This is a genomic window from Mizugakiibacter sp. (genome assembly GCF_039680435.1).
Classification (GTDB): domain Bacteria; phylum Pseudomonadota; class Gammaproteobacteria; order Xanthomonadales; family Rhodanobacteraceae; genus Mizugakiibacter.
Window position 1 is genome coordinate 35,930 of sequence record NZ_JBDKSX010000023.1, and the last position, 22,949, is coordinate 58,878.

Here is a 22,949-nt window from a genome sequence, read left to right on the forward strand (position 1 = left end):
CCGCTCTCCCTCGGCGCCGACCTGGCCAAGCGTCCCGGTGAGACCGCGATCCAGGTCGGAAGTTCTCGACATGGGGCCGCGCGCGGCGGCCTCAAGGCGTCTGCGCCGCGCCCGACGACGACGCCAGCAGGCGCTCGCGCTCGGCCAGCATGTTCTCGAAGGCCGCCGGCGCCAGCGGCCGGCTGAACAGGTAGCCCTGCAGCTCCTCGCAGCCGTGCGCGCGCAGGAATTCCATGTGCTGCTCGATCTCCACCCCCTCGGCGATCACCGCGCGGCTGAGGTTGTGCGCCATCGACAGCGTCGCCTTGACGATCGCCTCGTCGTCCGGGTCGACGCCGATGTTGCGCACGAAGGTCTGGTCGATCTTGATGCGGTCGGCGGGGAAACGCTTGATGTAGTCCAGCGAGGATTGGCCGGTGCCGAAGTCGTCGATCGAGATGTGGCAGCCGTGATCGTGCAGCGCCTGCAGCGTCTCCAGCAGGTTGGGGATGCCCTTGACGCTGATGCTCTCGGTCACTTCCAGGTCCAGCGTGCCCGGCTCCAGCCCGGTTTCCTCCAGCACCGTGCGCACCAGCTCGGCCAGGTTCGGCTGCATCAACTGCAGCGGCGACAGGTTGACGCCGATGCGCAGCGGCAAGCCGAAGCGCTGCTGCCAGCGCCGCGCGTCGCGGCAGGCGGTGCGCAGCACCCACTCGCCCATCGACACGATCAGGCCGGTTTCCTCGGCCAGCGGGATGAAGAAGCCGGGGCTGATCATGCCGAGCTCGGGGTGCTCCCAGCGGATCAGCGCCTCCATGCCGACGATGTCCTCGCTCTGCGCGTCCACCTGCGGCTGGTAGTACACGCGCAGCTCGCCGTTCTTCTCCGCCTGGCGCAGCTTCGCCTCCAGCGCGATGCGCTGCTGGTGCGACTCCTCCGGCACCGCGACGTAGGCCTGGAAGTTGTTGCGGCCCATGCCCTTGGCGCTGTACATCGCGACGTCGGCGTGCTTGAGCAGGCGCTCGGCGGTGTTGCCGTCGTCCGGATGGAAGCTGACGCCGATCGAGGCGGTGATGTGCAGCTCGGCGCCGTCGGCCAGGGTCAGCGGCGCCTCCATCACGCGCACGATCTTCTCGGCGATGCGCAGCACGTCCTCGCGCTGGGTGATGTGGCGCAGGATCAGGGTGAACTCGTCGCCGGCGTAGCGGGCCACCGTGTCGGAGGCGCGCACGCTGGCACGCAGCCGCTTGGACACCGCCACCAGCACCTCGTCGCCGACCGAGTGGCCGAGCGAGTCGTTGATGTTCTTGAAGCGGTCGAGGTCGACGAACAGCACCGCGAACATCTCGCCGGTGCGGTGCGCCTCGCGGATGGTGGTCTCGAGGCGGTCGTTGAACAGCAGGCGGTTGGGCAGCCCGGTCAGCGCGTCCTGCAGGCCCTTGGCGCGGCCCTGTTCGCGCGCACGGCGCAGCTCCAGTTCGAAGGCGAAACGCGCCGCGGCGACGCGCAGGGTCTGCAGCACGCCCTCGCCGCCGGTGATCGGCGCGCGCGCGCCGACCAGCAGCGCACCGAGCACGTTGCTGCGCTCGTCGGCCAACGGCAGGCCGATCAGGCCGTTCAGCCCGAGCGCGCGCACGAACGCATCGGCTTCCGCCAGGCGCTGCGCGTCCTCCGGATGGGCGACCGTTTCGCCGTCCAGCACCAGCTTCAGGGTGGGCTGGCGCAGCAGATCCGGTGCGTCCGCCGGCGTGGCCATGCGCTGCACCAGCGCCAGCGGCAGCAGCGCGCCGGCTTCCTCGGGCCGCGCCGAAAGCACGACCACGAAATCCAGCTCCAACGACTCGGCCAGAAGCTGCGCGGCGCGCTGCACGCCCTCGTCGCCGCTACCGGTGGCGAGCATGCGCGCCAGCAGCATCATCGCGGCCTGCATGCGGTGCAGCTCACCGAGCGCGCGCACCACGCTGAAATGCACCAGCTCGCCGTCGCGCACCGCCAACTGGGTGGTCACCTCGACCGGGTAGTTCGAGCCGTCGGCGCGCGGCTTGTCGCAGCGGTAGCGGACGCGTCCCTCCTGCTCGACACGGCGCGCGAACTCGACGCGCTGCTCGCGGCCGTGGCTGGCGTCGATCCAGTCCAGCGGCCGCCCGACCGCCCGCGCCGCGCTGAAGCCCGAACGCCGTTCGAAGGCGGCATTGACCTCGATGATGGCGCCGCTCTTCGGGTCGGACACGATCAGCTCGTCGCGGCTGCCGTCGAAGACGTAGCGGTAGCCGTCGCCGGTCGCGGCGGCCGGAGGCGGCGCGATGCCGCGCTGCCGCAGCGCGGCGCGCACCCGCGCCAGCGCCTCGGCGGCATCCACCGGGCTGCGCAGCCAGTCGACCACCCCGGGCGGCTGGCGCTGGAAACCCCAGACGCGCCGCTCCGCGTCGGCGGCGAGGATGCCCAGCACCGGCATCGCCGCGTGGCGCGGATCGCCATGCAACTGGGTGCAGAACGCGACCGCCTCGCGTGCCTCGCCGACGAAGTCGAGCAGGACCAGGTCGACCGCCGGGTCCTGCGCCAGCAGCGCGCGCGCCTGGTCGACGTCCTTGGCGGTATAGATCGCCTCGAACTCGTGGCCGTCCAGCGCGTCGAACAGCGCGCGGCGGTCGTCGCGCTGGGTGGCGACGATCAGCAGCGAGCCGGTCTTGGCGTCATCGGCCATGCGCTACACCACCCAGCGCCCGTCGCGCAGGCGCAGGCGCATCGCGGCGGCCGCGTCGTGGCGCAGCCGCGCGGCCTCCTCGCTGAAACCGTCCGGCAACGCGACCTCGGCGCCCATCAGCACGACCCGGCGGTCGTAGGTCGTGCGCGTGCGCGCGATCTGGCGCAGCAGCACCGTGTTCGGCGCGCGCAGGTGCGGCGCGGCGTCGACGAACAGGTAGATGCCGAAATGAAGGCTCTGCAGCACGTAGCGCAAGGCGTCGGCCATGCGTTTGGAGCCGGGCACCAGCACGTCGCCGTCGCGCAGGCTGCGCAGTCCGGCCTCGTCGCGCCAGGCGTACACCGATTGCCCGGTGCGCCGCGCCAGCAGGCGCAACTGGGCGACCAGCGCGTCCTGGTCGGACGTCTCCAGCAACACCAGGTTGTGCTCCGCGCCGAGGATGCGCTCGAACAGGCCGGCGCTCCCCTGCATGCCGCCTCGTTCCACGGTGGTCCACCTTCCCCAGGATGCGCCCGCACCTTAGCTTGCGGCCGCTGCATTGACCAGAGCCGCACGATGTCGGGATCATAGCCGGACGTCGGCTGCGGGACTGCGCTCATGTTCGAAGGTCTGCGCTTCAACCACTGGAAGACCGAGTGCGACGCCGACGGCATCGTGGTGCTGAGCCTGGACCGCGCCGGCGCAGGCGTGAACGCGCTGTCGCGCGCCGTGCTGGACGAGCTGGCCGAGATCGTCGAACGGCTCGGCATCGAGCGCCCGCGCGGCGTGGTGATCCGCTCGGCCAAGGACGCCGGCTTCATCGCCGGCGCCGACATCCGCGAGTTCGAGCAGTACGAGCGGGCCGGCACGGTGCTGGACGCCATCGAGAACGGCCAGCGCGTGTTCGAGCGCCTCGCCCGCCTGCCCTGCACCACCGTCGCCGCGATCCACGGCCACTGCATGGGCGGCGGCACCGAGCTGGCGCTGGCCTGCCGCCAGCGCGTCGCCAGCCGCGATCCGAAGACGCGCATCGGCCTGCCCGAGGTGATGCTCGGCATCCACCCCGGCTGGGGCGGCAGCGCGCGCCTGCCGCGGCTGATCGGCGCACCCAAGGCGCTGGAGCTGATGCTGACCGGCAGGACCGTCGCCGCGGAAGCCGCACGCGCGCTCGGCCTGGTCGACCAGGTAACCTCGCCCGAGCTGCTGGTCGAAGCGGCCAGGGAACTGATCCGCCATCCGCGCCCACGCCCGTTCGCGCAGCGCGCGCTGGCCTGGGCGACCAACGCCTGGCCGGCGCGGCAGATCCTCGCGCCGTTGATGCGCAAGCAGGCGGCGGCGAAGGCGCGCCCGGACCAGTACCCGGCGCCGTTCGCGCTGATCGAGGTCTGGCGCCGCGGCGGCGGCGACATCGGCCAGCGCCTCAAGCTCGAGGCACGCTCGGTCGCCAAACTGGCGCAGACATCGACCGCGCGCAACCTGATCCGCGTGTTCTTCCTGCAGGAACGCCTGAAGGGGCTCGGCGGCGGCGTCGAGCACGGCATCGGGCACGTGCACGTGGTCGGCGCCGGCGTGATGGGCGGCGACATCGCCGCGTGGTGCGCCTACCGCGGCTTCCAGGTCACCTTGCAGGACCGCGAGCTGAAGTACATCCAGCCGGCGCTGGACCGCGCGCGCGGCCTGTTCGAGAAGCGCCTGAAGACGCCGGAGCGGATCGGCGCCGCGCTGGCGCGGCTGAACGCCGACGTCGAAGGCACCGGCGTGGTGCAGGCCGACCTGGTGATCGAGGCGATCTTCGAGAACGCCGAGGCCAAGCGCCGGCTCTACCAGACGGTCGAGCCGCAGTTCCGCGCGAACGAGCTGCTGGCGACCAACACCTCCAGCATCCCGCTGGACGAGCTGCGCGGCGTGCTGAAGCAACCCGAGCGCTTCCTCGGCCTGCACTTCTTCAACCCGGTGGCGCAGATGCCGCTGGTCGAGCTGGTCCGCCACGACCGCCTCGGCGCCGACGCGGAAAAGCGCGCGCTGGCCTTCATCAAGGCGATCGACAAGCTGCCGGTGCCGGTCAAGGGCACGCCGGGCTTCCTGGTCAACCGCATCCTGATGCCGTATCTCCTCGAGGCCATGCACTGCTACAACGAAGGCGTGCCCGGCCCCGCGCTGGACAAGGTGGCGAAGAAGTTCGGCATGCCGATGGGCCCGATCGAGCTGGCCGACACCGTCGGCCTCGACGTGTGCGCCTCGGTCGGCAAGGAGCTCGGCCCGTTCCTCGGCGTCGAGCTGCCCAAGGGCATCGGCGCCCTGCTCGCTGCCGGCAAGCGCGGCAAGAAGGACGGGCAAGGCTTCTACGTGTGGGAGAACGGCAAGCCGAGGAAGCCGGAGCTCGATCCCAAGTACGAGGCCCCGGCCGACCTCGAGCAGCGCCTGATCCTGCCGATGCTCAACGAGGCGGTGGCCTGCCTCGCCGAAGGCGTGGTCGACGACGCCGACCTGCTCGACGCCGGCGTGATCTTCGGCACCGGCTTCGCGCCGTTCCGCGGCGGCCCGATCCAGCACATCCGCAGCGTCGGCGCGCCGGCGGTCAAGGCGCAACTGGAAGCGCTGGCGCAACGCTACGGCGCGCGCTTCGCGCCGAAGGCCGGCTGGGACGGCGAGGCGCTGCGCGCGCAGGCCTGAGCCGCGCCTACCAGACCAGGTCGTCGGGCACGCCGTCGTCGGCGCCGCCCGCGCCGGGCTCGGCCAGCAACGCCAGCGCTTCCGGCGCGATCGCCTGCGCCTGCAGCGCCAGCTCGCGCGCCACGATCAGGTAGCGGCCGTTCTGCTGTACCACGCCCAGCTCGCCGGCGTTGAGCGCGCGCATCTGCTCGGCGTCGACGTGCACGCGGCGGATCTTGTCGCCGTAGCTGAAGTGGCGCAGCAGTTCGGCGTCGCTGCGGTTGAGCGCCTTGCCGTCCAGCAGCGCCTGCAGTTTGCGCTTGCGCTCCTTGCGCTCACGCGCGCGTTCGGCGGCTTCGCGCTCGAGTCGCGCCTGCTCCTGCTTTTCGGCCTGCGCGCGCAGCGCGTAGGCCTTGCCCAGATCCATGTCCTGGGCGCGCGCGGGCTTTCGCGGTTCGCGCGATTCGCGCGGCTCGCGGCGTGCCTGCTTTTCCTCGCGCAGTTGCTTGACGAGGCCGCTCTTGAGCAGCTGGTCGCGCAGTGATTCGGCCATCGGGGCGGCTCCCTCGGAGAACGTCCGGTCAGTCGTCATTCCCACCCACGTGCGGTTGCAATGGATGCCCGCTCGCGCAGGCACGGCGCCCGGGAGGGCGCCGGCCCTCCTCAATAATGCGGCGGCGGCGGCTCGTCGCGCATGTCGTGGCCGAGCGCGACGCGCATCGCGGCAAGTTCCTCGCGGATCTCGCGAAACGTGCGCTCCAGCGCCAGCAGGCGCTGGGTGCGCTCGGTGTCGGCGGCGGAAAGCGCGGCCACCGCATCGTCGAGGAAGGCAAAGCGCACCTCGAGTTCGGTCAGGCGGGATTCCAGCGTCGCCGTCATGGCACGCCCTCAGTCGGCGCGCGCAGCGATGCTGCGGCCGCGGCCGATGCCGTAGTAGGCGATGCCGGCCTGCTCCACCGCTTCCGGGTCGTACAGGTTGCGGCCGTCGAACAGCGCCGGCGTGCGCAGCAGCTCGCGGATGCGCGCGAAGTCGGGGCTGCGGAAGATCTTCCACTCGGTGACGACCGCCAGCACGTCGGCGCCTTCGAGCGCCGCGTAGGGATCGTCGCAAAGCACCAGGCCAGCGCGCTCGCCGTACAGGCGGCGGGTTTCGGCGCGCGCTTCCGGATCGAAGGCATGCACGCTGGCGCCCGCTTCCCACAGCGTTTCCATCAGTCGGCGGCTGGATGCCTCGCGCATGTCGTCGGTGTTGGGCTTGAACGCCAGCCCCCACAGGGCGACGGTCTTGCCCTCAACCGCGCCGCCGAAGTGCCGCGCGATCAGCTCGAACAGCTTGCGCTTCTGGTCGGCGTTGACCGCTTCCACCGCGCCGAGCAGCCGCGCCTCGTAGCCGTGCGCGCGCGCAGTGCGTTCCAGCGCCTGCACGTCCTTGGGGAAGCAGGAACCGCCGTAGCCGGCGCCCGGATAGATGAAGTGGTAGCCGATGCGCGGATCCGCGCCGATGCCCTGGCGCACCAGCTCGACGTCGGCGCCGACGCGCTCGGCGATGTTGGCGACCTCGTTCATGAAGCTGATCTTGGTCGCCAGCATCGCGTTGGCAGCGTACTTGGTCAGCTCGGCCGAACGCTCGTCCATCAGCACGATGCGCTCGTGGTTGCGGTTGAACGGCGCGTACAGCGTCTTCAGCAGATGCACCGCGCGTTCGCTGGAGGATCCGATGACGATGCGGTCGGGGCGCATGCAGTCGTCGACCGCATCGCCCTCCTTGAGGAATTCCGGGTTGGAGACGACGTCGAAAGCCGCGTCGACGCCGCGCGTGGCAAGTTCGTCGGCGATCGCCGCGCGCACGCGGTCGGCGGTGCCGACCGGCACGGTCGACTTGTTCACCACCACGGTGTAGCCGGACAGGTGCCGGCCGATCGTCTTCGCCACCGCCAGCACGTAGCGCAGGTCGGCGCTGCCGTCCTCGTCCGGCGGCGTGCCGACCGCGATGAAGACGGCCTGGCCGTGCGCCACGCCGGCCGCCGCGTCGGTGCCGAACATCAGCCGCCCGGCCGCGTGGTTGCGCCTGACCATCGGCTCCAGGCCGGGCTCGTAGATCGGGATCTCGCCGCGATCCAGACGCGCGACCTTGTCCGCGTCCACGTCCACGCACAGCACGTGGTTGCCCATCTCGGCGAGACAGGCGCCGGTGACCAGCCCCACGTAGCCGGTGCCGAAGATCGTGACCTTCATGCGTATGTTCCCTGCGCTGGCGGACCGCGCATTGTAGAAGCGAAGGCGGCGCGCGGCCACCGCGACGGAAAACGAAACGGGGCGCGGATTGCCCGCGCCCCGTCGCGTACCCGCGTGGGAATTACTTGCCCTGCGGCTGCGGCTGCGGCGCCGGCACGTTGGCCTTGAGCAGGGTGACGTCGAACAGCAGCGTCGAGTTCGGGCCGATCACCGGGCTCGCGGCCTTGTCGCCGTAAGCGAGGTTGGACGGGATCACGAACTTGAAGTGGCTGCCTTCCGGCATCAGCTGCATCGCTTCCTTGAAGCCCGGGAACACGCTGGCCAGCGGCAGCGCCGCCGGGCCGCCGTGGTCGGCGGACGCGTCGAACTTGGTGCCGTTGATCAGCGTGCCGGTGTAGTTGATCTGCACGGTATCGTTCGGGCCGGGCTTGGGGCCGGTGCCCATCGCAACCACTTCGTACTGCAGGCCGGACGGCGTGACCTTCACGCCGGCGCGCGCCTTGTTCTTCGCCAGGAAAGCGTCGCCTTCGGCCTTGTTCTTGGTCGCCTCGGCCTTCTCCTGGGCCTCGGCCTTGGTCTTCAGCTTGGCCACGAAGGCCTGGCGGATGGCTTGGGCATCCTGCTCGCTGAGCGCGGCCTTCTGCCCGGACAGCACCGTGCGCAGCGCATCTGCCACCACGGCCGGGTTCAACTCTTCGCGCACGATCGGCGGAATGTTGTTGGCCATATCCATACCGACCACGTAGCTGGCCTTGTCCTTTTCGGTGGTCGGCGCGGCCGCCAGTGCGGTGCCGACGATGCCCAGCGCCGCGAGCATAGCCACCGCGGACAGCGTGGGACGCAGAACGTGCTTCATCAGTGTGTACCTCTGTAATGGGAATTCCGGCGCAGCCGGCAGGCCGCCACGGTGGAACGGCGGGCGCAGCATTGTGCGGCGCCCCCCGCGCATTCGCAACGTGAGCGTTGGACGCCATTCATGTCCCGAGGTTCCCGGGGGAACGCCGGAATCCGCGTCGCAGGCACACTCGAAGGCGCCGCCCCGCATGCCCGCCCCTGCCCGCGCGAGGAAGTTGCCTCCCTTCACACGTGGCGGCGGGACGCGGCGCCCTGCCTGTCGTCGGCCCACCCGGAGCCGTCTCCGCAGGCGTTCGGCACGGGCGCACCGCTAAACTATGCGGATGCTTGCCTTCGATGCCCTCGCCCTGCGCCGCGGTCCGCGCGTGCTGTTCCGCGACGCCAGCCTTGCCGTCCATGCCGGCTGGCGCGTCGGCGTGACTGGCCGCAACGGCAGCGGCAAGACCAGCCTGTTCGGCCTCGTCGCCGGCGAGCTCGCGCCCGATCTCGGCGAATTCCGCCGCCCGCGCGACTGGACGCTGGCCTGGGTGCACCAGGAAACGCCCGCACTGCCCTGCGCCGCGCTGGGACACGTGCTCGACGGCGACACCGAGCTGCGCGCGCTGGAACGCGAGCTGGCCGACGCCGAAGCCGCGCACGACGCCGCGCGCCAGGCCGCGCTGCACGAACGCCTGCACGCGATCGGCGGTTATGCCGCGCGCGCGCGCGCCGCCCGGTTGCTGGCCGGCCTCGGCTTCGCGTCCGACGACCTGGGCCGCCCGGTGGCGGAGTTCTCCGGCGGCTGGCGCATGCGCCTCAACCTCGCCCAGGCGCTGATGACGCGTTCCGACCTGCTGCTGCTTGACGAGCCGACCAACCATCTCGACATCGACGCGGTGGTCTGGCTGGAGCAGTGGCTGCGGCGCTACCCGGGCACCCTGCTGCTGATCTCGCACGACCGCGAATTCCTCGACAGCGTCACCACCCACACCCTGCACATCGCCGACGAAAGGCTGGAGCTGTTCGCCGGCGGCTTCAGCGCGTTCCGCCGCGTGCGCGCCGAGCGGCTGGCGCAGCAGCAGGTGCTGGCCGCGCGCCAGGCCGAGCAGCGCGCGCGCATGCAGGTCTTCGTCGAACGCTTCCGCGCCAAGGCCAGCAAGGCGCGCCAGGCGCAGAGCCGCCTGAAGGCGCTGGAGCGCATGGCGGAGATCGCCGCGCCGCGCGACGAGGCGACGCTGTCGATCGCGTTCGCCGAACCGGCCGCGCTGCCGAATCCGCTGCTGCGGCTGGAGGACGCCGCCGCCGGCTACGGCGCGCGGCGCGTGCTCGACGGCGTATCGCTGAACGTCGCGCCCGGCGAGCGCATCGCGCTGCTCGGCGCCAACGGCAACGGCAAGTCGACGCTGGTGAAGCTGCTTGCGGGCGCGCTGGCGCCGCAGGCGGGCGCGCGCACCGAAGGCAAGGGCTTGGTGGTCGGCTACTTCGCGCAGCACCAGTTGGAGCAGCTCGATCCCGCGGCGACGCCGCTCGCGCACCTGCGCCGGCTGGATCCGAAACTTGGCGAGCAGGCCGGCCGCGACTTCCTCGGCAGTTTCGGCTTCTCCGGCGAGCGCGCGCTGGAGCCGGTCGCACCGCTGTCCGGCGGCGAGAAGGCGCGACTGTGCCTCGCCCTGATCGCCTATACGAAACCCAATCTGCTGCTGCTCGACGAGCCGACCAACCATCTCGATCTCGAAATGCGCGAGGCGCTGGCCGACGCACTGAACACCTACGACGGCGCGCTGGTACTGGTCGCGCACGACCGCGCGCTGATCCGCGCCACCTGCGACACCCTGCTGCACGTCGCGCGCGGCCGGGCCGTACCTTATGACGGCGACCTCGACGACTACGCCCGCCTGCTCGCCCGCGAAGCGCGCGAGGACGCGCAGCCGCCCGCCGCCGAGGCCGCCAGCCGGCGCGACGAGCGTCGCGACCGCGCCGAGCAGCGCGCCCGCCTCGCGCCACTGCGCAACGCCGCGCAGAAGCTGGAGCGCGAAATCGAAAGCCTCGCCGCCGAAAAGCGCACGGTCGATGCCGCGCTGGCGGATCCGGCGCTGTACGCCGCCGGCGACGGCGCCAGCCGTATCGCCGCGCTGGGCCGGCGCCAGCGCGAACTCGCCGCGGCGATCGCGGCGGCCGAGGACGCCTGGCTGGACGCGCAGGGCGCGCTCGAAGCCGCCGGCTGACGCGGCGCAGGCCGCCATCACGGCGGCCCTCCATCCATTCAACCATTTGCGGCACCTTCTTCCGGGCTTTTCCGCGCTTGCGGCTGTCGTTGACGCGGACGGGTGTGACTGAAGGCAGGGGCGCGCCGACGGAGGTTGACAGGTGTCGTTATGGTGTTATACTTAACTACAACACTACTCAACACGGCCACCCCTGGAGGCCTCCCATGAAGACCGCTGCGCTGACTTCCCTGACGGCATCCATCCTGGTGCTGGCCGCGGCGACGTTCGCGGCGCTGCACATGGCCCGCCTGCCCGCCCCCTCCGCGGCGCCCGCCGTCCCGGCCGCCCTCACCGCCCCCGCGGCGTCCCCGGCGCCGCTGCCGGCGGTCACGCTTCCCACCGTCACCGTGCGTCCTTCGCGCGCGGACTGGGAGGCGGCGGGCATCGCGGCCCCGACGCCGGGTGGCCTGGCCGCCAGCGGCGGCGCGGCCAGCCCGAGCCTGAGCATGCCCTACTATTCGTTTGGCGGCAGGCTCGCGCGCGCAAGCAAGGATTGAACACATGACCACGACGTGGAACGACAACGTCCCGATCTATCGCCAACTGCGCGACCGCGTGGTGGCGATGATCCTGGACGGTGCCCTGAACGAGGGCGACGCCCTGCCCTCGGTGCGCCAGGTCGCCGCGGATTTCCAGATCAATCCGCTGACGGTCTCGAAGGCGTATCAGGAGCTGGTCGACGAGCATCTGGTCGAAAAACGGAGGGGCTTGGGCATGTACGTGATGGAAGGTACGCGCGAGGCGCTGCTGAAATCCGAACGCGAGCGGTTCCTGCGCGAGGAATGGCCGGCGATCTACGCCCGCCTCAAGCGCATGGGCCTGGACATCGACGCCCTGATCGAGGCGGCGCGCAAACACGAAAGGAGCGGGTCATGAGCGCCGTGATCAAGGCCAGCGGCCTGAGCAAACGCTACGGCAAGACCGTGGCGCTGGACGGCGTGGACTTCGAGATCGAGGGCGGCCGCATCGTCGGCCTGATCGGCCCCAACGGCGCCGGCAAGACCACCGCGCTGAAGGCGATCCTCGGCCTCACCGATTTCCAGGGCGAGCTTTCCGTGCTCGGCCTCGATCCGCGCAGGCAGCGCCACGAGCTGATGCAGCAGGTGTGCTTCATCGCCGACGTGGCGGTGCTGCCGCGCTGGATGCGCGTCGCCCAGGTGATCGACTTCGTCGGCGCCGTGCACCCGCGCTTCGACCGCGCCAAGTGCGAGCGCTTCCTGGCGCGCACCAAGGTGCAGATGCGCCAGCGCGTGAAGGAACTCTCCAAGGGCATGATCGTGCAACTGCACCTGGCCCTGGTGATGGCGATCGACGCGCGCCTGCTGGTGCTGGACGAGCCGACCCTCGGCCTCGACATCCTGTATCGCAAGAGCTTCTACCAGAGCCTGCTGGAAGACTATTTCGACGAACAGAAGACCATCCTGGTCACCACCCACCAGGTCGAGGAGATCGAGCACATCCTCACCGACCTGATGTTCATCCGCGACGGCAAGATCGTGCTGGATGCCGACATGGATGCGGTCGGCGAGCGCTTCGTCGAGGTGATGGTCAACGCCGAACACGCCGACAGCGCGCGCGCGCTGAATCCGCTCGACGAGCGCCAGATCTTCGGCAAGAACATCTTCCTGTTCGACGGCGTCGAGCGCGCGCGACTGGAGACGCTCGGCGAAGTGCGGCGCCCGTCGGTCGCCGACCTGTTCGTCGCCACCATGAAAGGCACCTACGCATGAAGACCTTCACCTGGCTGCTCAAGCGCGAGTACTGGGAACACCGCGGCGGCTTCCTGTGGGCGCCGGTGTGGACCACGTGCGCGATCCTGATCCTCACGGTGATGGGCATCGTCACCACGGAAGTGTTCCGCATCCGCGGCAACGTGCAGATGTTCTTCAACCTCGGCCGCCTGCACAGCGAGATGGACGCCGGCGACATCGCCAGAGCCGGACTCACGCTGGACTACGGCCAGCTAGTGCTGACCTCCGTTCTCGCCGTGGTGCTGTTCTTCGTGCTGTTCTTCTATCTGCTCGGCGCGCTGTACGACGACCGCCGCGACCGCAGCGTGCTGTTCTGGAAATCGCTGCCGATCTCCGATACCGCCACGGTGCTGTCGAAGACGGTTACGGCCATGCTGATGGCGCCGCTGATCGCGCTGGCGGTGGCTACCGTGGGCTACCTAGCCCTGCTGACGCTGGTCACGCTGTGGAGCGCGCTGCACGGCGTCAACGCCCTGCCGGTGATCGCCGCTGCGCATCCGCTCGGCATGGCCTGGCGCCTGCTGCTGACCGTGCCGGTGGACGCGCTGTGGGCGCTGCCCTGCATCGGCTGGCTGCTGTTCTGGTCGTCCAGCGTGCGCAGCAAGCCGTTCCTATGGGCGGTGCTGGTGCCGGTGGTCGCGATCACGCTCAACGCCTGGTTCGGCGCCATGGGCCTGCCGCACATCGACAGCTCGACGATGACGAGCAACGTCGGCCGGCTGCTGCTCGGCATCGCACCCGGCGCGGCCTGGCAGGCACAGGGCTTCGGCCATCACGGCTTCCACGACGGCGACATCATGGAGCAACTGGCCCCGTCCAACGTGCTCGGCACGCTGGCCACGCCGGAAATGTGGATCGGCGTCGCGGTGGGTGCGGCACTGATCGGCGCGGCGATCTGGTTCCGCCGCTGGCGCGACGACAGCTGAGCGCCCACGCGGACGCGCAGCCCCGACCGAGGTTCAACCCCATGACGACATCCAGGATTTCCCTGCTTATGCTCGCCGGCGCACTGGCCGCGGCGCTCGCCGGCTGCGGCCACGCCAATCCGGACGACGCCGTGACGACGGACGACGCGTACATCGCGGTGCGCGGCGACCGCGCCGTGGTGCGCGCGCCGGGCGCGCCGGACGCGAGCATCGGCCCGGCCGGCGACCTGCGCATCGGCGATCGCGAGGTCGCGACCACACCGGCGCAGCGCGAACAGTTGGCGCGCTACCGCGCCGAGGCAGGGGCGCTGCGCGACGACGGCATCGCCACCGGCAAGGCGGGCCTGGCCGTCGCCGGCCACGCCATCGGCAGCGTGATCTCCGGTCTGGCCAGCGGCAACCCGGACCGCATCCACAAGGAAGTGGACACACGCGCACAGGTGGTCGAGGTCCAGGCGCGCAAGCTCTGCGCCGACCTGAAGCAACTGCGCGCGACCCAGGACGCCATCGCGACGCAATTGCCGGCATTCCGCCCCTACGCGCGCATCGACGCCGGCGACGCGGAGCGCTGCGACCGCTGATGCGGTCGACCGGCGCAGGGAAGGTTCTTCCCCGCGGCGGAAGCGGCTTCGGCCGCGATCTCGAAAGCGCGATGCGGGCTGAAGCCCTTCCGCCGCACGGGCGATTCGGGGCCGAAGCCTCCCCAGCTTCGGAGAAGAATCGAAAAAAAAAGCCGCCGGATCGCCCCGGCGGCTTTTCGCTTGCCCGATGCGTCGCGCCTATTCGACGCGCGAGCCGACCACCTGGTAGGCGTTGCCGCCGAGCTTCTTCAGCGCGGGCTGGCCCAGGTCGATCTGCCCTTCCAGCCAGTAGCGCAGGCGCAACGAGCCGTCGCGGCGGACCACCACCGCGGCGCCTTGCCCGGTATAGACCAGGTCGCCGTTGCGCAGGCCGGCCTTGCCGACGCTGTCGCCGATGCTGCGGCCGTCGTTGTACCGCTTCTCCAGCTCGGCGCGCACCGGCGAATTCGCCGCCGGGATCGCCGCCGCGAGGCGCTGGCTGCCGGCGCTGCTGCGGTGCTCCACCGGCGTGTTCGCGGTGATGCGGTCGGTCAGCTCGTAGCGATCGCCGCCGATCGGGCGGTACTGCACGCGTTCCATGTCGGCCGATCCGCCGAGCCAGAACAGGTCGTTGTGCAGCGCGCCGCGCCGCACCACCGCGCGCACCGGGCCGTTCACGAACACGGTGTCGCCAACCAGCAGCTCGGTTTCCTGCAGCTCGCCCTTGGCCGGCTTGCCCTCGTTGAGGTTCTGCTCGAAGCCGCGGCGGATGGCGGCGACATCGGCGCCCGGCGCGGGCAGCGCGGCCGCCACCGGCGCTGCCGGCGCGACCGACTTCGGTGCGGCAGCGGGTGCGGGCGCAGGTGCGGGAGGCAGCGTCGGCAACGGCGCGGCGGCGGCGGGCTGCGCGGCCGGCGCCGGCTCCGGCGCAGGCGTCTCGGCCACGGCAGGCGCGGGGGCCGGCGCGGCGATCGGACCCGGATCCTGGGTCACCGGAGCCGGCCTCGCCGCGGGCTTCGCCGCCGGCCTGGGCTCGCTGCGCGGCTCCGGCCGGCTTTCGGCGGCCGCCTTGGGCTCCTCGCGCGCGGCCGACTTGTCCTCGACGCGCACCAGCACGTTCTCGAAGAAGCTGTCGTTGAATCGGATCTCGGCCTTGCCGCCGGCGCGGATCTTCGCCGCAACCTGGCTCTGCCAGTACTTCGGCGCGTTGACCACGACCACTTTGTCCGACGCCGCCGCCTCGCGGCCCAGCGCGGCCAACCTGGCATCCGCCTTGCCGGCCAGCAGGTCCGGACCCTGCACGGCCACTTCCTGCGCGTAGGCGCCGGCGGCGACGAGCAGCGCCGCCCACAGTGCACGTTTGAGCATCACATCGACTCCAGCATCATGAAGGGAGGTAACGCGAGCAGGCGCATGATGCCCCGGTACGCCGCGGCGATACGTGTCGCTCGCCACGGCTCGCGGGACGCGAGGCGCCGGAGGGGATGGGATCAGCCGCCGCCGTGGATGCCACCCTTGGTCAAGGCGGCCGGGTCGAGCAGCTTCTGCAGCTCCCTGCGCGGCAGGCCGGTGGTTTCCAGCGCGACGTCGAGGATCGGGCGCTTTTCCTTGTAGGCGCGCTTGGCGGTCGCCGCGCCCTTCTCGTAGCCGATCACCGGATTCAGCGCGGTGACCAGGATCGGGTTCAGCGCCAGCGCCGCGTCGACGCGCTCGCGGTTGACGCGGAAGCCGTCGATGGCGCGATCGGCCAGCGCGCGCGCGGCGTTGGCGAGGATCTCGATCGACTGCAGCAGGTTGTAGGCGATCACCGGCAGCATCACGTTCAACTGGAAGTTGCCGCTCTGCCCGGCGACGGTCACGGTGGCGTCGTTGCCGATCACCTGCGCGCAGACCATCGTCACCGCTTCCGGGATCACCGGGTTGACCTTGCCCGGCATGATCGACGAACCCGGCTGCAGCGCCGGCAGCTCGATCTCGCCGATGCCGGCCAGAGGACCGGAGTTCATCCAGCGCAGGTCGTTGGCGATCTTCATCAGCGCACAGGCCAGCGTCTTCAACTGGCCGGAAAGTTCCACCGCGGCGTCCTGCGCGGCCATGCCTTCGAAATAGTTGTCGGCGGAGACGAAGCGCACGCCGGTCGAACGGCTCAGCGCTCGCGCCATGGCCGGGCCGAACTTCGGATCGGCGTTGATGCCGGTGCCGACCGCGGTGCCGCCCTGCGGCAGCCGGCGCGTGCGCTCGAGCGCGTCCTCGATGCGCGCGCGGCAGGAGCGGATCTGCGCGGCCCAGCCGGACAACTCCTGGCCGAAGGTCACCGGCATCGCGTCCATCAGGTGGGTGCGGCCGGTTTTCGGCACGCGGGCAAGCTCGCGGGCGCGCTTCTCGATGGCCTTCTGCAGGTGCTTCAGCGCCGGCAGCAATTGCTCGCTGGCGGTGAGCGTCGCGCTGACGTGGATCGCGGTCGGGATCACGTCGTTGGAGCTCTGCCCCATGTTGACGTGGTCGTTCGGGTGCACCTTGGTGCCGGCGCGCGCGGCGAGGTGGGCGATCACCTCGTTGGCGTTCATGTTGGTGCTGGTGCCCGAGCCGGTCTGGAAGACGTCGATCGGGAACTGCGCATCGAACTCGCCGGCGGCGACGTGCTCGGCCGCCTTGCGGATCGCCGCGGCGTGGGTCTTCTTCAGGTGGCCGAGCCCGACGTTGACCTCGGCGGCGGCGGCCTTGATCAGGCCGAGCGCGCGGATGAAGGCACGCGGCATGCGCAGGCCGGAAATGGGAAAGTTGTCCACCGCGCGCTGGGTCTGCGCGCCGTACAGGGCGTCAGCAGGGACCCTGAGTTCGCCCATGCTGTCGCGCTCGATGCGGTCCTGGCTCATGACGGCTCCCGTGTCCGTTGGCAAATGGGGAAAATGCAGCCCGACATTATAGCGGCACGATGTAAAATACGCCGCTCGCCCTTCGTCCAAGGCCCCGCCGATGCCGCACGCCGCCCTGACCGCCCTCTCGCCGCTCGACGGCCGCTACGCCGCCAAGGTCGAACCGCTGCGGCCGATCTTCAGCGAATACGGGCTGATGCACCGGCGCGTGCACGTCGAGATCCAGTGGCTGCTGGCGCTGGCCGAGCATCCCGCCGTCGTCGAACTGCCCGCCTTCGCGGCGCCCGCGCGCGCCGCGCTGGAAGCGATCGCCACGCGCTTCTCGGAGGAGGACGCCGCGCGCATCAAGACGATCGAGCGCGAGACCAACCACGACGTCAAGGCGGTCGAGTACTTCATCAAGGAGCGCATCGGCGCCGATCCCGCGCTGGCCAAGGCGAAGGAATTCGTGCACTTCGCCTGCACCAGCGAGGACATCAACAACCTCGCCTACGCGCTGATGCTGCACGACGCGCGCGAGCGCGTGCTGCTGCCTGCCTTCGACGCGGTGGTCGCGCGGCTGCGCGACCTGGCGCACGCGCACGCCGACCTGCCGATGCTGTCGCGCACGCACGGCCAGACCGCTTCGCCGACCACGCTCGGCAAGGAGCTGGCCAACGTCGTCGCGCGCCTGCAGCGCCAGCGCCGCCAGCTCGCCGCGGTCGAGATCCTCGGCAAGATCAACGGCGCGGTCGGCAACTACAACGCGCACGCGATCGCCTACCCCGACGTCGACTGGCGCGAGCTGTCGCGCGGCTTCGTCGAGGGCCTGGGCCTGGCGTGGAATCCGTACACCACGCAGATCGAACCGCACGACTGCATCGCCGAGTTCTGCGACGCGGTGCGCCGCGCCAACACCGTGCTGGTCGACCTGGCGCGCGACGTCTGGGGCTACATCTCGCTGGGCTACTTCCGGCAGGCGCTGAAGGCCGGCGAGGTCGGCTCCTCGACGATGCCGCACAAGGTCAACCCGATCGACTTCGAGAACGCCGAGGGCAACCTCGGCCTGGCCAACGCGCTGCTCGGCCACTTCGCCGAGAAGCTGCCGGTCAGCCGCTGGCAGCGCGACCTCACCGACTCGACCGTGCTGCGCGCACTCGGCACCGCGTTCGGCCACTCGCTGGTCGCGCTGGAGTCGCTGCAGAAGGGCCTCGGCAAGCTGCAGGTCGTCCCGGAGCGCCTCGCCGCCGACCTCGACGCCAGTTGGGAAGTGCTGGCCGAGGCCGTGCAGACGGTGATGCGCCGATACGGCCTGCCGAATCCCTACGAGCAGTTGAAGGCGCTGACCCGCGGCCACGGCATCACCCGCGAGGCGATGCGCGCCTTCGTCGATGGGCTCGCGCTGCCGCAGGACGCGAAGAGCCGCCTGCTGGCGCTGACGCCGGCCGGCTACACCGGCCTCGCCGCCGCGCTCGCGCACGACGTCTGACATGCGCGGCGCGCCGATCGAGGTCGCCGCGCGGCGCGGGCAGCCGCTCGGCATGCCGCCCGCGCGCTTCCTGCGCGACTACTGGCAGAAGCGTCCGCTGCTGATCCGCGGCGCCTTCCCCGGCTTCGCGCCGCCACTCGGCCCGGAAGACCTGGCCGGCCTCGCCTGCGAGGAGCTGGCGCTGGCGCGCATCGTGCTGCGCGACCGCCGCCGCGACCGCTGGAGCGTGCGCAACGGCCCGTTCGCCGAATCGGCATTCGCCGCGCTGCCGGAATCCGACTGGACCCTGCTGGTGCAGGACGTGGACAAGTGGGACGCCGACGTCGCCGCGCTGCGCGACGGCTTCCGCTTCCTGCCGACGTGGCGCATCGACGACGTGATGGTCAGCTACGCCGCCGACGGCGGCGGCGTCGGCGCGCACGTCGACCAGTACGACGTGTTCCTGCTGCAGGGCCTGGGCCGGCGCCGCTGGGCGATCAGCACCGACCCGCACGCGCCGCAGGACTGCCGCGACGACGTCGAGCTGAAGCAGCTGCGCACGTTCGCGCCGACCCACGCCTGGCTGCTCGAGCCGGGCGACATGCTGTACCTGCCGCCGGGCGTGCCGCACGACGGCGTCGCGATCGGGCCGTGCATGACGCTCTCGCTCGGCATGCGCGCGCCGTCGCGCACCGAGCTGCTGCTGGACGCCGCCGAGCATCTCGCCGAGCGCATGCCGGAAGCGCTGCGCTACGCCGACCCCGGCCTCGCGCCGGCGCGCGCCGCCGGCGAGATCGATGCCGCGGCGCTGGCGCGCGCGGCGGCGGCGCTGGGGCCCCTGGCGCAGGCGTTCGACCGCGCCGCGCTCGCCGACTGGTTCGGTCGCTTCATCACCCGCTATCGCGCCGCGCAGTACGCCGCCGCGCCGGCACGCGCCGTCGGCGCCGCGCAGTTCGAGCGCGCGCTCGGCGGCGGCGCGCGGCTGCTGCGCCATCCGTGGTCGCGCTACGCCTGGGCGCGCAGCGGCCGCGGCGCGACCCTGTTCGTCGCCGGCCGCGCCCTGCCCTGTCCGCCGGCGCTGGCGCGGCGCCTGTGCGCGCCCGATCCGCTCGCCGGCGATGCCGCCGAGCTGCGCAGCCGCGCCGCGCGCGCGGTCGCGCTGGACCTCGTCAACGCCGGCCACCTGGTCCTGCAGCGCCCGCGCCGGAAGGCCGCGCCATGAACCAGCCGCCGCGTCCCGAGCCGCGCCGGCTCGAATGCGCGACCCGCGAGCAGGCGCTGGCCGCGGTGCTCGACCTGCTGGCCGCCGCCCGCCACGGGCTGCGCATCTACACGCGCGAACTCGATCCCGGACTGCTCGATGCGGAAGCCTGCGTGGAGGCGCTGCGCCGGGTGGCGATCTCCGGCCGCGGCGCGGACATCCGCATCCTGGTGCACGACCCGCGCCCGGCGCAGCGCGACGGCCACCGCCTGCTGCCGCTGGCGCAGCGCCTGCCCAGCGTGTTCCAGTTGCGCAGCCCGATGGAGCCGGGCGATCGCGACTACGCCTCCGCGTTCCTGCTCAACGACGCCAGCGGCTACCTGTGCCGCACGCTGGCGGACCGCTGGGAGGGCGAAGGCTCGACCTGGGCGCCGGGGCGCCACGCGCAGTTTGCCGCCTACTTCGACCAGGTCTGGGAGCGCTCCGCGCCGTGCACCGAGCTGCGCGCGCTGGGACTCTGACCGCACCCCGGATGAACGCCGGCGCGACCTTGGTCGCTTGCTTGCCGCAGCGCAGCAACAAACCGTTATAATCCGCGGGCTTTCGACCCGCACATGGAGCAGCGGGCGGCTCGTCGGGCGCGCAGGCAGCGCGCCCTTTCGTCTTCTGCGGTGACAGCGTGAACCTACTGCGAGAGTTCTCCGAGTCTTCCCAGCTTGGCGGCGGCAACGCCGCTTACATCGAAGCCCTGTACGAAACCTGGCTGCGCACCCCGGAGGCGGTGCCGGCCGAGTGGCGTGCCTACTTCGACGCGTTCAAGGGCCGCCAGGCCGGCGACGTGCCGCACGCCGAGGCGATCGCGCGCATCGAAGCGGCGCAGCGCCTGAACCACCGCGCGGTCGCGCTGCCGGTCGGCGACGCGCACGCGCAAAAGCAGGCCGGCGTGCTGCGCCTGCTGACCGCGTTCCGCTCGCGCGGCCACCTCGCCGCCGACCTCGACCCGCTGGGGATGGCGCAGAAACTGCCCGCGCCCGATCTCGAGCTCGCCTTCCACGGCCTCGGCAACGCCGACCTCGACACCGAATTCGACACCGGCACCTACGCCGGCGGCGCGCGCATGAAGCTGCGCGAACTGATCGCGCGCCTGAAGGCGACCTACACCGCAACCATCGGCGCCGAGTTCATGCACATCCCCGACGCCGACCAGCGTCGCTGGATCTACACGCGGCTCGAACAGGCCAACGGCAACGCCGGCTTGGGCAAGGACGAGCAACTGCGCGTGCTGGAGCGCCTGACCGCGGCCGAAGGCCTGGAGCGCTACCTGCACACCAAGTACGTCGGCCAGAAGCGCTTCTCGCTGGAAGGCGGCGACAGCCTGATCCCGCTGGTCGACGACATGGTGCGCCGCGGCGGCCGCGACGGCGTCAAGGACGTGGTGATCGGCATGGCCCACCGCGGCCGCCTGAACGTGCTGGTCAACACGCTGGGCAAGCCGCCGCACAAGCTGTTCGACGAGTTCGAGGGCAAGTTCGACCACCCCGACGATCCCGCGCATACCGGCGACGTGAAGTACCACATGGGCTTCAGCGCCGACGTGCGCACGCCGGGCGGCACCGTGCACCTCGCGCTGGCGTTCAACCCCTCGCACCTGGAGATCGTCGACCCGGTGGTCGCCGGCTCGGTGCGCGCACGCCAGACCCGCCGCAAGGACGACGCGCGCAGCCAGGTGCTGCCGGTGCTGATCCACGGCGACGCCGCGTTCACCGGCCAGGGCGTGGTGATGGAGCTGTTCAACATGTCGCAGGCGCGCGGCTTCGCGGTCGGCGGCACCGTCCACGTGGTGATCAACAACCAGGTCGGCTTCACCACCTCGGATCCGCACGACGCGCGCTCTGCGCAGTACTGCACCGACGTCGCCAAGATGGTCAGCGCGCCGGTGTTCCACGTCAACGGCGACGATCCCGAAGCGGTGCTGCTGGTCGCACGGCTGGCCTACGACTTCCGCCAGGCGTTCAAGAAGGACGTCGTGATCGACGTGGTCTGCTACCGCCGCCACGGCCACAACGAGGCCGACGAGCCGGCGGCGACGCAGCCGCTGATGTACCAGATCATCCGCGCACGGCCCACCGCGCGCGAGCTGTACGCCAGGCGCCTCGCCGGCGCCGGCGTGATCGGCGCCGACGACGCGACCCGGATGGCCGAGGCCTACCGCGCCAAGCTGGAGGCCGGACAGCCGGTGGCCGAGCTGGACAAGGACGCGAAGGACGCCGTCGCGGTCGACTGGACCCCGTACCTGCACGGACGCCTCGACGAGGCGGTGGCGACCGGCATCGACCGCAAGCGCATGGCCGCCCTGCTCGACACCATCCTCGACATCGGCGCGGTCAAGCTGCATCCGCGCGTCGCCAAGATCTACGACGACCGCCGCAAGATGGCCGCCGGGGCGCTGCCCGCGGACTGGGGCTTCGCCGAGAACCTCGCCTACGCCGCGCTGATCGAGGACGGCTACGGCCTGCGCCTGGTCGGCCAGGACTCCGGCCGCGGCACCTTCTTCCACCGCCACGCCGTGCTGCACGACCAGGCCACCGGCAGGACCATGCTGCCGCTGGCCCGCGTGCGTGAAGACGTGTCCGTCGCGGTCATCGACTCGGTCCTGTCGGAAGAGGCGGTGATGGCGTTCGAGTACGGCTACGCCACCGCCGAGCCCGACACGCTGGCGATCTGGGAGGGCCAATTCGGCGACTTCGCCAACGGCGCGCAGGTGGTGATCGACCAGTTCATCAGCTCCGGCGAGGCCAAGTGGGGCCGCATGTGCGGCCTCGCCCTGTTCCTGCCGCACGGCTACGAAGGCCAGGGCCCCGAGCATTCCTCGGCGCGCCTGGAGCGCTACCTGCAGCTATGCGCGCTGAACAACATGCAGGTGTGCGTGCCGACCACGCCGGCGCAGGCCTTCCACATGATCCGCCGGCAGATGCTGCGCAAGATCCGCAAGCCGCTGGTGGTGATGACGCCGAAGTCGCTGCTGCGCCACAAGCAGGCAGTGTCGACGCTCGACGAACTGGCCGGCGGCACGTTCCAGTTGGTGATCGGCGACGCGCGCGGACTGAACGCGAAGAAGGTCAAGCGCGTCGTGCTGTGCTCGGGCAAGGTCTACTACGACCTGCTGGAGGACGCCGACAAGCGCGGCGTCAAGGACGTCGCGCTGGTGCGCGTCGAGCAGCAATATCCGTTCCCGCGCACCGAGGTCGCCGCCGAGCTGGCGAAGTATCCGGCCGCGAAGGAAGTGGTCTGGTGCCAGGAGGAGCCGATGAACCAGGGCGCCTGGTTCCAGATCCGCCACCACCTGCAGGCCTGCATCACCGACAAGCACAGCCTGTCCTACGCCGGACGCGCGCGCTCGCCGGCGCCCGCCTGCGGCCACTACAGCACCCATGTCGCGGAACAGGCGGCGCTGGTCGAACAGGCGCTGGTCGCACCGGTCGGCGCCGACCACGCTTCCGAATAACCTGCCCGACGCCCCGACGAACGCCGCCAAAGG

19 protein-coding genes are annotated in these 22,949 nt (G+C 71.1%); 11 read left to right on the forward strand and 8 right to left on the reverse strand.

The window, feature by feature from the left end; all coding sequences use genetic code 11:
* Positions 1–91: 91 nt before the first annotated feature.
* Together ABFC67_RS01985 and ABFC67_RS01990 are read right to left on the reverse strand one after the other, a co-directional pair.
* Positions 92–2,683, reverse strand: coding sequence for an EAL domain-containing protein (locus tag ABFC67_RS01985; RefSeq protein ID WP_346736353.1), 2,592 nt, complete (start codon positions 2,681–2,683; stop codon positions 92–94).
* A 3-nt stretch (positions 2,684–2,686) separates the two neighbouring features.
* Positions 2,687–3,154, reverse strand: a complete 468-nt coding sequence (locus tag ABFC67_RS01990) for a hypothetical protein (protein ID WP_346736354.1) — start codon at positions 3,152–3,154, stop codon at positions 2,687–2,689.
* A 126-nt stretch (positions 3,155–3,280) separates the two neighbouring features.
* Between ABFC67_RS01990 and ABFC67_RS01995 the strand changes: the two genes are divergently transcribed.
* Positions 3,281–5,335, forward strand: coding sequence for a 3-hydroxyacyl-CoA dehydrogenase NAD-binding domain-containing protein (locus tag ABFC67_RS01995; RefSeq protein ID WP_346736355.1), 2,055 nt, complete (start codon positions 3,281–3,283; stop codon positions 5,333–5,335).
* 7 nt (positions 5,336–5,342) lie between these two features.
* On the opposite strand, the gene ABFC67_RS02000 is transcribed toward ABFC67_RS01995, so the two are convergent.
* The 4 genes from ABFC67_RS02000 to ABFC67_RS02015 all read right to left on the reverse strand — a co-directional run bounded on the left by ABFC67_RS02000 (position 5,343) and on the right by ABFC67_RS02015 (position 8,405).
* Positions 5,343–5,867: a DUF2058 family protein gene (locus ABFC67_RS02000; protein ID WP_346736356.1), complete on the reverse strand. Its 525-nt coding sequence runs from the start codon at positions 5,865–5,867 to the stop codon at positions 5,343–5,345.
* A gap of 110 nt (positions 5,868–5,977) precedes the next feature.
* Positions 5,978–6,193, reverse strand: coding sequence for a SlyX family protein (locus ABFC67_RS02005; protein ID WP_346736357.1), 216 nt, complete (start codon positions 6,191–6,193; stop codon positions 5,978–5,980).
* A 9-nt stretch (positions 6,194–6,202) separates the two neighbouring features.
* The gene (locus ABFC67_RS02010) at positions 6,203–7,549 is read right to left on the reverse strand and encodes a UDP-glucose/GDP-mannose dehydrogenase family protein (RefSeq protein WP_346736358.1); all 1,347 of its coding nucleotides are present in this window, start codon (positions 7,547–7,549) and stop codon (positions 6,203–6,205) included.
* A 121-nt stretch (positions 7,550–7,670) separates the two neighbouring features.
* A complete protein-coding gene (locus tag ABFC67_RS02015; protein WP_346736359.1) occupies positions 7,671–8,405 on the reverse strand; it encodes an FKBP-type peptidyl-prolyl cis-trans isomerase in 735 nt (244 codons plus the stop codon).
* 322 nt (positions 8,406–8,727) lie between these two features.
* Here ABFC67_RS02015 and ABFC67_RS02020 point away from each other — a divergent pair, with 322 nt between their 5' ends.
* From ABFC67_RS02020 to ABFC67_RS02045, 6 genes are all read left to right on the forward strand, one after another.
* Positions 8,728–10,608, forward strand: coding sequence for an ATP-binding cassette domain-containing protein (locus ABFC67_RS02020; protein ID WP_346736360.1), 1,881 nt, complete (start codon positions 8,728–8,730; stop codon positions 10,606–10,608).
* Positions 10,609–10,814: 206 nt separating this feature from the next.
* Positions 10,815–11,147, forward strand: a complete 333-nt coding sequence (locus ABFC67_RS02025; protein ID WP_346736362.1) for a hypothetical protein — start codon at positions 10,815–10,817, stop codon at positions 11,145–11,147.
* A 4-nt stretch (positions 11,148–11,151) separates the two neighbouring features.
* Positions 11,152–11,526 carry a GntR family transcriptional regulator gene (locus tag ABFC67_RS02030; protein WP_346736363.1) on the forward strand — a complete coding sequence of 125 codons (375 nt, stop codon included), beginning with the start codon at positions 11,152–11,154 and terminating at the stop codon, positions 11,524–11,526.
* On the forward strand, positions 11,523–12,380 hold the full coding sequence (locus ABFC67_RS02035) for an ABC transporter ATP-binding protein (RefSeq protein ID WP_346736364.1): 858 nt from the start codon (positions 11,523–11,525) through the stop codon (positions 12,378–12,380). Before ABFC67_RS02030 ends, ABFC67_RS02035 begins: the two co-directional genes overlap by 4 nt.
* Entirely contained in the window at positions 12,377–13,327 is a 951-nt protein-coding gene (locus ABFC67_RS02040) for a hypothetical protein (protein ID WP_346736365.1), read from the forward strand. Before ABFC67_RS02035 ends, ABFC67_RS02040 begins: the two co-directional genes overlap by 4 nt.
* Before the next feature lie 41 nt (positions 13,328–13,368).
* On the forward strand, positions 13,369–13,908 hold the full coding sequence (locus ABFC67_RS02045; RefSeq protein ID WP_346736366.1) for a hypothetical protein: 540 nt from the start codon (positions 13,369–13,371) through the stop codon (positions 13,906–13,908).
* Between the two features lie 198 nt (positions 13,909–14,106).
* On the opposite strand, the gene ABFC67_RS02050 is transcribed toward ABFC67_RS02045, so the two are convergent.
* On the reverse strand, positions 14,107–15,255 hold the full coding sequence (locus tag ABFC67_RS02050) for a hypothetical protein (RefSeq protein ID WP_346736367.1): 1,149 nt from the start codon (positions 15,253–15,255) through the stop codon (positions 14,107–14,109).
* A gap of 122 nt (positions 15,256–15,377) precedes the next feature.
* On the reverse strand, positions 15,378–16,763 hold the full coding sequence (locus tag ABFC67_RS02055; RefSeq protein ID WP_346736368.1) for a class II fumarate hydratase: 1,386 nt from the start codon (positions 16,761–16,763) through the stop codon (positions 15,378–15,380).
* Between the two features lie 100 nt (positions 16,764–16,863).
* Between ABFC67_RS02055 and purB the strand changes: the two genes are divergently transcribed.
* From purB to ABFC67_RS02075, 4 genes are all read left to right on the forward strand, one after another.
* Positions 16,864–18,231, forward strand: a complete 1,368-nt coding sequence (purB, locus tag ABFC67_RS02060; RefSeq protein ID WP_346736369.1) for an adenylosuccinate lyase — start codon at positions 16,864–16,866, stop codon at positions 18,229–18,231.
* 1 nt (position 18,232) lies between these two features.
* Positions 18,233–19,432, forward strand: a complete 1,200-nt coding sequence (locus tag ABFC67_RS02065) for a cupin domain-containing protein (RefSeq protein WP_346736370.1) — start codon at positions 18,233–18,235, stop codon at positions 19,430–19,432.
* Positions 19,429–19,932 carry a hypothetical protein gene (locus ABFC67_RS02070; protein WP_346736371.1) on the forward strand — a complete coding sequence of 168 codons (504 nt, stop codon included), beginning with the start codon at positions 19,429–19,431 and terminating at the stop codon, positions 19,930–19,932. The genes ABFC67_RS02065 and ABFC67_RS02070 overlap by 4 nt, the downstream gene beginning before the upstream one ends.
* 158 nt (positions 19,933–20,090) lie before the next feature.
* Entirely contained in the window at positions 20,091–22,916 is a 2,826-nt protein-coding gene (locus ABFC67_RS02075) for a 2-oxoglutarate dehydrogenase E1 component (RefSeq protein WP_346736372.1), read from the forward strand.
* The last annotated feature ends 33 nt before the right edge of the window (positions 22,917–22,949 follow it).